We start from the raw sequence: 14378 nt of genomic DNA, 5'->3' as shown, positions 1-14378 counted from the left end.
AAGAAACCTGATATTCTACAGATGGATACAGATGAGATAGAAAGAATAGAAATCGATTTACTGCTTGAAGCCGTATTTCGATTTTATGGTTATGATTTTCGAAACTATGCCTTTCCTTTCATCCAAAGGAGAATTAACCATCGTGTTCGTAAGGAAAATCTGCCTAGTATATCTGCGCTTCAGGAAAAGGTACTTCGTGATCCAGTTGTCATGGGGGAATTGCTTTCGGATTTCTCGATTAATGTAACAGAGATGTTTCGGGATCCTTCATTTTTTAAGACATTCAGAACAAAGATCATCCCGTTAGTAAGGGATTATCCTGAAATTCGAATTTGGCATGTTGGCTGTTCTACAGGAGAAGAGGTCTATTCTATGGCTATTCTTTTGCATGAAGAAGAGATTTACGAAAAAACGAGAATATTTGCTACTGATATTAACAAATGTGTTTTAGAAAAGGCGAAGCAAGGGACCTTTCCATTAGACAGGATGCAGCTCTACACTAAAAATTATATCGAGGCAGACGGGAAAAGGGCCTTTTCGGAATATTATAAGGCAGTAGATGATAAAGTATTTTTCCATCCCTTTTTGCAAAAAAATGTAGTCTTTGCCCAGCATAATTTAGTAACAGACCAATCATTTAACGAGTTTGATATTATTATATGCCGTAATGTCTTAATCTATTTTAATAAGGATCTTCAAAATCATGTCCACACGTTACTATATAAAAGCCTAAGCCCAGCAGGGTTTCTTGGGTTGGGTATAAGAGAGGGGATAAAATTTACAAGTTATGAACACTGTTACGGAGAATTTGACGGATCAGAAAAACTCTATCGAAAAGTTAACTAGTCCCCATTCTAATAAGGTAAATATATTAATGGTGGATGATCATCCTGAAAATCTATTAGCATTGAAGGCTGTACTTACATCTCCCAATTATCACTTGGTTAGCGCGAATTCAGGTAAAGAAGCGTTAAAGTGTATGCTAAAACAAGATTTTGCTGTTATTTTACTGGATGTACAAATGCCTGGGCTAAATGGTTTTGAAACAGCGAAGCTTATTAAGGCCAGAGAAAAAACCAGACATATTCCCATCATTTTTATAACAGCGATTAGTTTTGATATGGAACATGTGCATGAAGGGTATTCAGTCGGGGCCATCGATTATATTATGAAACCCTTTAATCCCAAAACATTGAAATATAAAATTGAACAATTTGTAAAAATTCATCAAAATCATCAAGAAAATATCGTTCAAACCGATCGAGAACGTATAGTTGAACTGAATGAAATGAATAAAAGGCTAGATAGAACCACCTTAAATTTACGTCGGACAGAGGCATTATCTAAAGCAATTGGTGAAACCATTGTTGATACGATCCTCACGTTTGACGATCAAGGGTTTATATTATCAGTAAATCCTGCTGTAAAAAGCATGTTTGGATACAGTCCTGAGGAATTAATCGGCAGCCATGTAGTGGGGCTTTTTAAAGAGTGGATGGGAACGGGTGTCCAGGCTTCTTCGTTTTCATTCTTCACTTCAATAAAAGAATCTGTAGGAAGAGTGATAGAATCGGTAGCTGCTCGGAAAGATGAAAGTCACTTTTATGCGGATATTCTAATTGGTGAAACCACCATTGAAAAGCAACACCTCTTTGTTTGCAGCATTCGAAATGTCACAGAAAGAAAGCAGATTGAAGAGATTAAGAAACTTCAATTCAATAATATGGAACAAATGGTAGAAAATCGAACGGAAGAACTGTTAAGGGCTAATGAGAGGCTGCAAAATGAGATAGAGGAACGAGAAAGGATTGCCAGCCATCTGTACCGTTCCCAAGAAAGATTTCGTAAAATCTTTGAATCTAGTCCCTGTTTAATGGCGATTTTTTCTCAGAAGAATTTAACCTTTATTGAAGTAAATACTAGTTGGTTAAACTTTACAGGTTATAGCATGGAAGAGTTGGAAAATCACAAAATAAATGTTAAGAATTTTATCGATGAATCCACAGGAAAACCTATCAATCTAGATTTGAAAATTCGTAATAAGAAAATTAGCTATAAGACGAAAAACGGCGATATTCGCGACGGACTATTATCGACTGAAATGATTGATATCCATCCTGAACCATGTACACTCATTGTTTTAACAGATATTACAGAAACCGTTCACCTAGAGAAAGAGATGTCTCGCTTAGACCGATTGAATTTAATCGGTGAGATGGCAGCAGGAATCGCCCATGAAATTAGAAATCCCATGACTACTGTTCAAGGGTTTTTACAATTATCAAGGAATGACAGCGCAAATTTATCAGCAGAAATCATTGATTTGATGTTAGAAGAATTAACAAGGGCGAACTCCATTATCACAGAATTTCTTAATCTAGCCAAAAACAAGGTCAGTGTGAAGAAAAAGCAAAACTTAAATACGATCCTTGAAGCATTATCTCCATTAATTCAAGCAGAAGCCTTTCGGGCTAGCAAACATGTTAAGCTGGAGTTAAATCAGTGTCCGGATATATTCATCGATCAGAAAGAAATTCGTCAACTGGTTCTAAATATTGCTTTAAATGGGCTGGATGCCATGTCGTCTAACGGAAAACTTACGATCAAAACATATACAGAAAAACAGGCCGTCATTTTAGAAATAAAAGATCAAGGACATGGCATTAGCCCGGAAGTACTACAAAAATTAGGAACACCTTTCTTTACAACAAAGGAGACAGGAACTGGATTAGGTTTGGCGATCTGCTACAGTGTTGCCAAACGACATCATGCCGAAATAGATATAAAAACCGGGGATGAGGGGACTGTTTTCTCAATCCGCTTTCAACTAAGTGCCAGTCCTAATCAGTGATTGTTTCTTTTCTTATATGAAAAGAGAGGGGAGGATATAGTGTTCAAAAATGGAAGACTAGTATTTCTTGTTGGAATAGTTATTGCTGTCATTATTATTTTCATGTTTATTTCTAATTCATTTGCAGATAAGAGACCGAGAGTTGTTGTTGTTTTTAAAAATTTAAACTCACAATATTGGGAAATTATGAAAGCAGGAGCTGAAAAAGCGTTCAGTGACTTTGGGATGGATGGGAAAGTCATTGCCCCTGTTAATGAATCTGCTATAGAACAAAGTAGATTATTAGAAAAGACCTATCAAGAAAATCCCGATGTATTGATTGTCTCACCTACTGATTCCACAGTTATACCTATACTGGAAAAGTTTACTGAAAACAAAAAAATACCTGTATTACTAGTAGATAACGATTTTCCATGGGAAAATAAGACTTCCTATATCGGAACCAATAACGAAGAATTAGGAATAAAAGCAGGCGCCCTCTTAGCCTCACAGCTACAGCCTGGAAATAAAGTGGCCATTATCGGTGGAGATTTGTCCGTCTCCGTATTTAAAGAACGGATCAGTGGAGCAAAAAAGGCTTTAAAAGATGCAGGGATTATTGTAGCGTCTGAAACAGCAGGGATATCGGCTGATTCCAAGAGCATAAAAAAAGAAATGACAAAGATATTGCGTGAACATCCTGATATTAAGGGGATCTTTGCAACTCATGACCTCTCCGCATTGCTTGTAATAAAGGAATTGAAGGAACAAGGTGTTACCATTCCAGTCATTGGAGCAGACGGCATACCCGATATGCTGAAGTTAATCAAGGATGGAACAATATCTAGTACAGTGGCCCAAAACCCTTATGATATGGGATATTTGGCAGTTGAAACAGCATTGAAAGTAACAAAAGGTAAAAATGTTAAAAAAGTCGTTGATACCGGTGTAGATATCATCATTAAAGAGAATGCAACACAGAGATTAGACTTCTATAAATTTTTAAAATAAGTAAATGGGTGTCAGGCACCATCCATTTTTATGGATGGTGTTTATTTTTTCAAACGAAGTGAAAGCAACTTTCAATTATCACCTAGGAATTTATTACCATTTTAACGTTGGGACAAAGAATGACTTCGTACGTAAGGACCTATTTCACCTTTAAAACAAAACATATGTTCCTATTTTTAAGATTACATGATAAAATAAAAGAGCAATAGAGTAGGATTTCTCAAGGGTGATTGGCACATTCCCATCAGAAAGGGGGTGATGCTGATTGACAGTATTTGAAACTTTTATGATCATGTTTGGATTTGGTAGCCTTATCCTTGCAGTTCTATCATTTAATCAAAAAAAATAATCCACCCTAAAGTTAGCTGCCCAAGGTGGATTACTTACACTTAATGCTGATTCCCTTGCATCGGAACCTGCTATTGCATGACCGTTAGGTGTTACCAGCACCCACGGTCATTTTAATTTATGCGATTATATAGATATATTATAACTAAAATACAAGTAAAAGAAAATAGAGTATGAGTTTAGGTTTTTAATGAATTTATTGATGACCAGAGGAACCAATTCTATTCTTTCCATGGAACTATCAACTAGTCGGTACATTCAGTGCCGTTTTAAGTAGCAATTTTATTGATCTTTATAAGCTGGTCGATCAAAAGCTGCTGATTCTCGCATCTAGGATCAAGAGGGTTCACACTTATTGGTTGGGGGATCAAGTGAAGCGACCGGGTTGATAATTAGACGGAAAAATTCCGCTTAATTATGAAATATTATTAAAAAAGGCTTTAATAGACGGAGAAATTCCGCCTATTAACTCGAAAAATTCGAAAATAGGGGATTTTGCTTTGCATAAGCGGAAAACCTTCCCTTATTTACCCCGAAACGAGATTAAGCCCATATAATTGTGTAAAAAGAAAATGAGTCAAATTAATTCCTCATGGTTACAATGTTAACGGCTAATTAAACAATGTGGAGGAAGTAATTATGACTCAAGTACAGTTTAACCTAAATATCGATGATTTAAAAGATTCTGTTATGAACTCTAATATAGACGCTGTCATCAAAGCGTCCATCGTTTTGGTATTAAATTCTTTTATGGAAAAAGAACGTGATGAGTTCTTGCAAGCAGAATCCTATGAACGTTCTAACTTACGACGTGACTACCGCAACGGATATTATGAACGTGATCTAATTATTGGCATTGGAAAAATTACTCTTCGAGTACCACGTACTCGCAGTGGAGAATTTTCGACTACCGTGTTTGAACAATATGCTCGTTGTGACCAAGCTCTCGTATTAGCCATGCTTGAAATGGTTGTGAATGGAGTCTCTACAAGAAAAGTTTCAAAGATCGTGGAACAACTCTGTGGGCAAAAGGTGTCTAAATCATTTGTATCTACACTCACAGAAAAACTAGATCCTTTAGTGAATCAATGGGCAAGTCGACCTCTGAATACGATGTACTATCCCTATATCTTTGCCGATGCCATGTATATCAAAGTAAGAGAACATAATCGTGTTGTATCTAAAGCTGTATATATCGCAACGGCCGTTGACCAGAACAATAGACGTGAAATTCTAGGTTTAAGAGTAGATCATGGGGAGAGCACTGAAGCCTGGCAACGATTTTTCCAATACCTAAAGTCAAGAGGACTACAATCACCTAAGCTAGTTATATCTGACGCACATCAGGGGTTAAAGTCTGCCATTGGTACAGAGTTTGTTGGATCCTCTTGGCAAAGATGCACAGTGCATTTCAAAAAGAATATCATTACGCATATGCCCAAAAAAGGCATGGACGAAGTGAAAATGGGTTTAAAAAGAATATTTGAGGTAACGACCGTTGAAGAGGCAAGAAAATATAAAAATGAGTTCATTGGGCAATTGGGAGATAATCCAAAACTAGAAAAAGCGATAGAGATATTAGAAGAAGGCTTCGAAGATGCCATTCAATATTTAAATGAAAAACCAAAATACCATACACATATTCGAAGTACGAACTCGTTAGAAAGAATCAATGAGGAAGTCCGGAGAAGAGAGAAGGTAATTAGAATATTTCCTAATACACAATCCGCATTCCGATTAATTGGTGCGGTTTTAATGGACTATGCTGAGGAAGTAAGAAGAAGAATAATTCGGGACCAAGAAGAGAAGAAATAGCAACCGCGAAGCGCGAATTTTTGGTGTACTGGAAGGGGGGTACCCCCCTTCCAGTACACCAAAAATAAATCAGCTGCTTAACATTGTTTTTCATCAGGAATGAATTTACACATAATAATGGGCTTGACTCGAAACGAGCTCCATTCTGCATATAACCGGAAAATCTCCGTTTATTATACTTTTGCTGGTTACTCGATTAAGGACAAACTGCCAACCGGCAGCCAATAACAATGTAAGGGTTGTAGATATCGAACTTACTTCTGAAGATTTGGCTCGTATTGATGCTGTATGTCCAAAGGCATTTGGTAGACGTTATCGGGGATGATGTAACCGGTCAGTTTGGTACAAAAATCTCAGGTTGGATGAGTATAGCATACGCTTATGTAAGAAGGAATTTTCCCTAACTTACATTTCCCATATAAAGACATCAAACCCCTAATTTTCTTTCTGCTTAGCCTAAGAAAATTAGGGGTTTATTTTCTAAAAAACGGTGCCAACTATTCCTTTTTTAATCTTCCGGCCTTTTTAGCGGCTTCTTTTAGGATGACTTCGATTTGTGCATTAACACTTCTTATTTCATCTTCGGCCCATTTTTCCAGCACTTCATATAACTTCGGATCAATCCGAAGTGGAAATGATTTTCGTTTGCTCATTTATTACACGACCTTAATAGATGCTTCCTGTATTAATAATGGGCTGTGTTCCCTTTTCAGAGACAATGGCGACCATCAGGTTATTGACCATCTGCGCTTTTTTCTCTTCATCCAGTTCAACTATTTCTTGCTCTGCGAGTTGGTCGATCGCAGCTTTGACAAGTCCTACGGCACCGTCGACAATCACTTTTCGAGCAGATAATACAGCTTGAGCTTGTTGTCTTTGCAGCATGGCAGAAGCAATTTCAGAAGAATAGGCAAGATGCATGATTCTTGCTTCGATGACATCCACGCCAGCTACATCCAATCTTTTTTGTAAATCATACATAAGCACATCCGCGACTTCATCGCTATTTTGACGAAGGGTTAATGGATTTTCAGCATGGTCGAACGAATCATAGGCATATCTGCTTGCAATATGACGCAGACCAGTTTCACTTTGAATTTGGATGAATTTATTATAATTTTCAACGTCATACAATGCTTTTGCTGCATCTCTTACTTTATATACAACAACCGCTGCAATCTCAATGGGATTTCCTTCAAGATCATTTACTTTTAGTCTCTCACTGTTAAAGTTTGTCACTCGTAAGGAGACACTTCTTTTGAATGTAAATGGAATGGTTGCCCATAATCCTTGGTCTCGGATGACACCCAGATAGGTACCGAAGAAAGTTAATACTTTTGCTTCGTTAGGCTGAACAATGGTCAAACTTGTTGCAAGGATTAACCCTAAAATCATGAAGATGACGCCAGTAATTTTCTCTGTGATCGTTCCAGTTACGATTAAAAAGATGCCAAAACCAATACAAAAAAGAGCAATGACCAGTGCAGCAAACCCATTCATTTTAAAAATTGATTTTTCCTTCATTACGTTCCCTCCATCGTGAATAAGTGATATAAAAGTGATATCACAATTATATCATATTCGGTTGTCAAAAGTGGAAATTCTTTTCAATTTAAGAAAATATGGGGGAGAGTATCGAAAGGAATATTTCAAGCTCTTGTAAAATATTTATATAAAAAACTAACTGTCCCTGTAGAGCTTTAAGAAGGGAGTAAATTCCTTGAATCGAAATCGAAATAAAAATGTACAATTAACCATTGTAATACTGGTTTGCTTATTGGCCATTCTGATTGTCCATGCGCTTCTGAATATTAGAATTTACTTTGTATACAGTACCGGTCTTGGTCCTATTTTTTTAATAGGATTGATTCTTTTCCTCATTGCTTTACTTTATTTCAAAGGGTAAACAAGAATATTGTATTATCACTTGCCAAATGGTAAAATATAACTCCATTGTGAAAGTAAGCATCTGCAAAAAAAATTGTAGATGTTTCTTTTTGTGCGTGTTCCATCCCTATAAACTCTATTGAGAGGTGACGGATTAAGAGAATGAGTTCAAACAAACAAAAATCAGTTCGGGAACATAAAGATTATCAAGAAGAAGTGGAACGCTTAGAGTTTACGAAAGAATTTATTAAAAGCGTGTTGGAAATGTCAAAGGGGAATAAAGAACAGTTCGTGGAGAATTTGAAAGAAGCCTTTGCGGAATTGGATACGTCAGATAGTAGTTTAAGCTACATGACCCTCCTGACGAATGCTCAATTTTTAGAATTAGCCGAGAGTGAATTGGAAAGGTTAGAGAGCATCATCGGCAAACCGTACTTCTCTCGAATCAATTTTACGAGCAGTGGTGACACCAACGAAGAGATTTTATATATTGGAAAAGCCTCATTGTTTGACCGTGTCAATCAGATCCCTATTATTGTCGATTGGCGGTCACCGATTGCCAATGTTTACTATGATGGCCGTCTTGGGAATGTAACGTATGATGCTTACGGAGAAACGCAAAGTGGGTATTTATCGCTAAAGAGGCAGTATGAAATTGAGAATGGATTTTTAAAAGATATTAGAGATATCGATTTAACCACGCATGATGAATTATTACAAAAATCCTTATCAGGAAAAGCAGATAATCGCTTAACCGAGATTGTGGCGACCATCCAAAATGAGCAAAATGAAGTCATTAGAGCCTCACTTAAACATCCCATTATCGTTCAAGGAGCTGCTGGAAGTGGAAAAACAACCATTGCTCTCCATCGAATTTCCTACTTTCTATACTCTTCTGGATATCGATTTCCTCCAGAAAAATTGATGATTCTTGCACCTAATAAATTATTTATTGATTATATTTCCGCGGTCCTTCCTGATCTCGGGGTAAACAAGATTAAACAAACGACTTATATTGAATTTATGAGTAAGTGCTTAGGGAAGAAAATGAAATTAATCTCTCCTAATTCAAAATTAATGGCACTCATTAACGGAAACGAAAAATCAAACATGATTCAATGGGTTTCCAGTTATAAAGGATCTCTGGAATTTAAGGAGGTAATCGACCATTATTTAAAAGAAATTGAGTTTAATTTGGCCCCTTCCGAGGATTTTATGATTGAAAAATCCCGCCTGATAAGAGGGGGGAGACTCAAAAAACTATTTATCCAAGAATTTCAATACTTACCTATCTATAAGAGACTGGATAAAATTAAAAATATCTTAGCAAATGATCTAAGATTAAAAAAATCACTGATTCTTTCTAAAATTAATAACAAATATGACGAGGCTTTAGAAAAACTCCTTTTTAGCGGCCGGCCGGAATCAGAAAAAAGGAAGGAAAAAGTAATCAGTTTCATGGATTCAAAAGAAAAAAGAATCAGTTCTGTGGAGAAGGAGTCGAAGGTCGCGATAAAAAATTATATGGCGCCTTTTGTTAAGAAAGATATTTTTACTTTATACAAGGAACTGATGACTTCGCCTGAACTTTTACAAAAGTATTCACGTACACTTTCAGAGAAAGAATGCAGAGCGTTAAGTAAATATTGTCAAAGAAATTTTGATAAAAAAGCACTAGAACTGGAGGATTATGCCCCGTTATTCTATATGAAGGCAAAATTAGAAGGAATCGAAGAACCATATAAAATGAAGAGTATTTTCATTGACGAAGCCCAAGACTATAGTTATTTTCAATTTGCCGCACTTAGAGCGGGTTTTGAAACAGAATTATTTACGATTGTGGGAGATTTAGCGCAAGGGATTCACTCTTATCGAGGGTTAAAAAGCTGGGAACCGTTAGTCAAGGAAATATTTCCAACTGCGAATTATCAAACATTACAAAAGAGTTATCGAACCACGGTCGAGATCATGCAGTTAGCCAACGACATACTATCCATTATGAATCAAGACTTGCCAAAAGTGGAACCAGTCATCCGCCATGGGGACAAACCCCGCTTTACGAAAATCGATCCTGCAAATTTAGAACAAGTAAAACAAATCCTTGAAGATGATATTCAGTTGATCAAAAAGGAAGAGTTGAACTCGATTGCGATTATTGGAAGAACCGACAAAGAGTGCCTACGAATACATAACATGCTGGAAAATAGCAATCTTCCAATACAGCTATTAGAAGAAAAAGAAGATATGAAAAAGGGCAGTGTCGTGATCTTACCTTCATACCTTTCAAAAGGATTGGAATTTGATGCTGTACTAATTGTTTCTCTGGAAGAATCCTACAGTGACGAAGAGTTAGACATCAAATTGTTGTATGTAGCCATGACAAGACCGATGCATCGATTGTATTTGTACGCAAGTTCACCATCGGACTTATTATTGGATCGAGTACCACCGGGACAATTCTAGTTGTCAGTTAAAAAGCTGTGGAGTGCAAAAAAAGTACTGGAGGGAGAAGGGAATGCAAAACCTTACAACCTTATTTCATAAAAGAATAGGTATGCCGAATATCGAAAAAATTACCTTTGAAAAGTTACCGGAGGTTCTTGAAAAAACAGCACGTAACATCCCATTTGAAAATTTATCAATTATTGAAAACAAAACAGGTAAGATTACAAAGGAAAACGTAATCAATAAAATTGTGGCAAGAAACGAAGGCGGCCTTTGTTACGAATTAAATCCGCTTTTTTATTTTTATCTCATAGAAAATGGCTTTAACGCAGTCCTAACAGACGGTGTTGTTTATAATCATGCTGCTGAAGAGTATATTCAACTTGGAAGGACGCATGTAACGGTACTTTTAAATCACGAGGGACAGACGTATTTAATTGACACAGGCTTTGGGGGGAATTTACCTTTAAAACCTGTGCCTTTATCGGGTGAGACTGTTACTTCTGATAATGGAGAGTTTAGGGTTAGAAAAGTAAATCATGAACTAGGGGATTATTGTTTAGAGATGAAACTAAAGCATAAGGATACTGAGTGGAAAATAGGCTATACTTTTGATTCGCAGAGATCTATTGAAGATGCGAATCTGAATGAAATCCAATCGATTATTGCCGAACACCCGAAATCCTCATTTAACAAACACCCATTAATCACCCGACTAACCAAAAACGGAAATATTACCCTAACCGATACCACATTTACCCAATGGGAAGATGGAATTCTATCTAAAGAGACCATTGATAACAAGAAATTTTTAGAGCTGGCAAATCAACATTTTGGGCTATAAATTAAAATACGAAGACAAAAAACACTGATGACAGTAACAATCGCTGTTCATACAGTGTTTTTTCTTTCGTACTTTTTATATTCCTAATATTTCAGCCAATTTCGTTTGATCAAATCCTAGGATTACTTCTTCTTTATCCCCATCTTTGATAACGGTTGCAGGGGTAGCAACAGCCCCAAGTCCAATCAGTTCATGCAAATATTGATCGTTTTTCCGAATGTCTCTTTCTTCAAACTCAATCCCATTTTCTTTAAACCATAATTTTTCCGCATGGCAAGGCGGGCAAGTTTCTTGTGAATAAATAATTACTTTTTTCATTTTTATTACCTCCATTTCATTATAGCCATTGTACAATGAATTCTGTTTCTATGTGTACCATTTTATACTGAAGTAGTAAAAAGGATTAAGGTTTAGTTGGGGCGCATTAGAATTAGATTCATGTTTTTTCATTTCGAAAAATGTTACTAATATTAATTATGAATTAAGCAGTTCTTTTTCCATCATTCTCAATTTTTCCCATTGTATCCTTTTCAATATATCTAGCAATCAAAGTACCTATCAATAAGGACCAAATAGGAGAGCTTATATTTAATAATGTAATATTGGATAATGCAATAATTAAGGCGAATGTTGTGCTTATTTTCATTGATGGACCAGAGAAACTTTGATGGATATTTTTGCTGAACACTCCAAGAAGTGAAAATCCAACAATGATGGAGATAAATTCTTTTGGTAAGGCTTGAATAAAAGGAACGAGTTTCCATGAAAATAGGCCATAGATTAATAAGAGAGCACCTGAAACAACTGCTCCCATGAATCTTTTTTCCTTCGGACCTGCCTCTTCATCCGAACAAATGACGGTTGCCATACCGGCAATATTTGCCGATTGCCCCCCAAAGAAGCCCGAGATCACAGAAAATACTCCACTAAAGGAAACTATTCGATTTATGGGAGTATGATAATGATTTTGTTCTAATGCACCTATCCCAACTGCCACATCGTTACTTAAAATTAGTAATGCAAGTGGTATTGATACAGAAAGAAAGCTAGCTGTATTAAAATTTGGTAGTTGAATTTGTGGAAAAAACTCTCCTGGAACCAAATTACCTATATTTATGGGATAGGTTAGGGATAGTACAATCGTCCCAATGACAATTGCTGCAATCACAGGAGGAATTTTTGTCTTCCATCTACTAAAAACAAAAAAAGTGATCAGAGAAATACCCCCAACTAGAAAAAGTTGGGTTGTGGAAACAATAAAATTCACCATATATTTCATAATCATTCCTGATAGCATCGCCGAAATAATTTCCCTAGGTACCAAATTTACTAATCTTGAAAAAAAACTTAGTAATCCAACGAGTAACAACAACAGCCCTGAAACTATGTATGCCCCTATTAATTCATTGAAAGTAAACTGGTTTGTCATAGTGGCAAGAAATGCAACTCCTGTTAAGGAGTGACCCCCGACAATAGGAATTCGATAGTATAATGGTAAGAAAATTCCTAATAAGCCTCCAAATACATAAACGGAAAATATCCATAGGATGGTATGTGCTGTACTAAAATTTCCATTTGAAGATGCTTCTAGTATTAGAGCTGATGGTCCTGTTATCACGAATATTCCTGCAACTGTCCCCGCAGCTATATTTTTGGTATTTAGATCTAATAAAATATTCCTTCTCCATTTGTTTTTTTCTTGGGTACGATCCATAAATTTTGCCCCTTTTTAGTTAATAGTTCTTCTATTAGTTCCTTTCGCATGTATTTGTACCTTTATATAATGGTTGCAATAGAAGCTGTTCTTTAATCATAGATGATTTCGAAGTTTTTAAAAGGTCCAATTTGAATCTTTTATTCTCATCCACTTTTTTCAATATGAAAGATTCTATCCAAACCTTTGATCCACTAAAACAAGGGTCGCTATAACTTTCAGTGAACTAGCCAAGGGAAAAAAGAAAAGAAAAAAGAAAAATTGTATAAAAGAAGTTACACCCAACAAAGACTATCAACATAATCTTTTGAAGGGGTTTTTAAACATGAATAGATGGGAAAAATTAAACGAAATAATTGAAAGAATACCAACAATGTCTGATGAAGAATTAATTTCATGGAGTGAAGATTGTTCCAAAGAGTTAGAAAGAAGGAAAATGGTCAAAAAGCAAAAACTCATGAAAGCCAAAAAGGAAAAAAGAATGAAACGAATAAAATAAGAAGGTGCTGTTTTATGAAATCTGTTGATCAAACTGGATTACATCCGCATTTACTAAGGATGCAAAAGCGGATATTTCTCCATTTGGTCCAATGAATGGGCAAAGGGAATGTCAAGAATATCAATTAGAGATTCAATTCATTTTCGGCAATTGCTAATTGCATATTTTCAACAAAAAAAGTTTTATTAAAAACTGTATTCAGGTTTAACAGGAATTGAAAATATTTTCTATTGTCCTGATTTCACTACCATGCTATAATTAAGAAGATAAATGTGAACAATTTGTGAAATTTACGATGTATTAAATATGAGTTTCTTTTAATACGAAACAGCGAACCTGTTGATCGGTTAAAAGGTTTAACTCATATGACAAGGGAAAAATATTATAACAGTTGGTGCGTAACAGCGAACCTGTTTGAGGCGAACCGTTGTAATGATTCAATTGGGATTCCGCCTTTTTTAAGGAATCTTCAAAGAATCTATTACAATGGTTTTTATTTTTATTCCGTTATATAGTATACTTATAGAATAAACATCATTAACATAGTGATAATATTGAGTAAAAACAAGTGAGTTGAGTCATGTGAATAAATATGAAGCAGAATTCAGTAATATTGTTCGCGCTTACAGAAAACGACATATGGGTAAAGGCCCTAGTCAAGTTCGTACAAAGTTTTGCAAAAACTGGGCAATTTGTGAATTGGAAGGTAATTTATCTCCGATTGAAAAATTTATTGCTTCCGCTGAAGATGGGAAACAAATGTTACGATCTGCTCGTACAGAAATGGTCAAAGAGATTTATAAAAAAAACTACCCTCAGGAAATGGAAGAACTACTGGGCGTAAAATTCATTCGTGTCTTTGTGGATATTGATATTGAAGACGATATGGGGATGTCAATCTTCGTGTTTGATCAAGATATTGAGGAAAAGTTTAGCTAAAAAGTTGATTTTGATAAAACATCATTCAACTACATATTGTTGGCAC

General features: G+C 35.8%; 14 protein-coding genes. 10 read left to right on the top strand and 4 right to left on the bottom strand.

Going from position 1 to position 14378, the window contains the following annotated elements:
- The first annotated feature begins 21 nt into the window (after window positions 1-21).
- From AC4QJR_RS17375 to AC4QJR_RS17355, 5 genes are all read left to right on the top strand, one after another.
- Window positions 22-846 carry a CheR family methyltransferase gene (locus AC4QJR_RS17375; RefSeq protein WP_098573327.1) on the top strand — a complete coding sequence of 275 codons (825 nt, stop codon included), beginning with the start codon at window positions 22-24 and terminating at the stop codon, window positions 844-846.
- Entirely contained in the window at window positions 788-2851 is a 2064-nt protein-coding gene (locus AC4QJR_RS17370) for a PAS domain S-box protein (RefSeq protein ID WP_496523674.1), read from the top strand. The genes AC4QJR_RS17375 and AC4QJR_RS17370 overlap by 59 nt, the downstream gene beginning before the upstream one ends.
- Window positions 2852-2890: 39 nt before the next feature.
- Window positions 2891-3841 carry a sugar ABC transporter substrate-binding protein gene (locus tag AC4QJR_RS17365; RefSeq protein WP_496523673.1) on the top strand — a complete coding sequence of 317 codons (951 nt, stop codon included), beginning with the start codon at window positions 2891-2893 and terminating at the stop codon, window positions 3839-3841.
- Between the two features lie 265 nt (window positions 3842-4106).
- Window positions 4107-4190 carry a putative holin-like toxin gene (locus tag AC4QJR_RS17360; RefSeq protein WP_373561686.1) on the top strand — a complete coding sequence of 28 codons (84 nt, stop codon included), beginning with the start codon at window positions 4107-4109 and terminating at the stop codon, window positions 4188-4190.
- 638 nt (window positions 4191-4828) lie between these two features.
- Window positions 4829-6004 carry an IS256 family transposase gene (locus AC4QJR_RS17355; protein ID WP_496523672.1) on the top strand — a complete coding sequence of 392 codons (1176 nt, stop codon included), beginning with the start codon at window positions 4829-4831 and terminating at the stop codon, window positions 6002-6004.
- A 497-nt stretch (window positions 6005-6501) separates the two neighbouring features.
- On the opposite strand, the gene AC4QJR_RS17350 is transcribed toward AC4QJR_RS17355, so the two are convergent.
- Window positions 6502-6657, bottom strand: a complete 156-nt coding sequence (locus AC4QJR_RS17350) for a type II toxin-antitoxin system antitoxin (RefSeq protein WP_098573206.1) — start codon at window positions 6655-6657, stop codon at window positions 6502-6504.
- 13 nt (window positions 6658-6670) lie between these two features.
- Window positions 6671-7528 carry an SPFH domain-containing protein gene (locus AC4QJR_RS17345; protein ID WP_496523671.1) on the bottom strand — a complete coding sequence of 286 codons (858 nt, stop codon included), beginning with the start codon at window positions 7526-7528 and terminating at the stop codon, window positions 6671-6673.
- Between the two features lie 196 nt (window positions 7529-7724).
- On the opposite strand from AC4QJR_RS17345, the gene AC4QJR_RS17340 reads away from it, so the two are divergent.
- The 3 genes from AC4QJR_RS17340 to AC4QJR_RS17330 all read left to right on the top strand — a co-directional run bounded on the left by AC4QJR_RS17340 (window position 7725) and on the right by AC4QJR_RS17330 (window position 11180).
- On the top strand, window positions 7725-7910 hold the full coding sequence (locus tag AC4QJR_RS17340; protein WP_098573213.1) for a hypothetical protein: 186 nt from the start codon (window positions 7725-7727) through the stop codon (window positions 7908-7910).
- Window positions 7911-8053: 143 nt separating this feature from the next.
- Window positions 8054-10354, top strand: a complete 2301-nt coding sequence (gene helD / locus AC4QJR_RS17335; protein ID WP_496523670.1) for an RNA polymerase recycling motor HelD — start codon at window positions 8054-8056, stop codon at window positions 10352-10354.
- 52 nt (window positions 10355-10406) lie between these two features.
- Window positions 10407-11180, top strand: coding sequence for an arylamine N-acetyltransferase family protein (locus AC4QJR_RS17330; RefSeq protein ID WP_098573218.1), 774 nt, complete (start codon window positions 10407-10409; stop codon window positions 11178-11180).
- Window positions 11181-11255: 75 nt separating this feature from the next.
- Here the strand turns inward: AC4QJR_RS17330 and AC4QJR_RS17325 are convergent, their stop codons facing one another.
- Both AC4QJR_RS17325 and AC4QJR_RS17320 read right to left on the bottom strand, forming a co-directional pair.
- Window positions 11256-11498, bottom strand: coding sequence for a glutaredoxin family protein (locus tag AC4QJR_RS17325; RefSeq protein ID WP_251462429.1), 243 nt, complete (start codon window positions 11496-11498; stop codon window positions 11256-11258).
- Between the two features lie 163 nt (window positions 11499-11661).
- Complete coding sequence (locus AC4QJR_RS17320; protein WP_496523669.1) at window positions 11662-12894, bottom strand: benzoate/H(+) symporter BenE family transporter; 1233 nt, start codon at window positions 12892-12894, stop codon at window positions 11662-11664.
- A 325-nt stretch (window positions 12895-13219) separates the two neighbouring features.
- On the opposite strand from AC4QJR_RS17320, the gene AC4QJR_RS17315 reads away from it, so the two are divergent.
- Window positions 13220-13393 carry a hypothetical protein gene (locus AC4QJR_RS17315; RefSeq protein ID WP_251462426.1) on the top strand — a complete coding sequence of 58 codons (174 nt, stop codon included), beginning with the start codon at window positions 13220-13222 and terminating at the stop codon, window positions 13391-13393.
- Window positions 13394-13975: 582 nt separating this feature from the next.
- Window positions 13976-14332, top strand: a complete 357-nt coding sequence (locus AC4QJR_RS17310) for a Na-translocating system protein MpsC family protein (RefSeq protein WP_375376420.1) — start codon at window positions 13976-13978, stop codon at window positions 14330-14332.
- The last annotated feature ends 46 nt before the right edge of the window (window positions 14333-14378 follow it).

The organism is Neobacillus sp. BP17 (assembly GCF_059579525.1).
The sequence above is the reverse complement of the archived record's forward strand: the minus strand, read 5'-3'. Positions and strand labels throughout refer to the sequence as shown.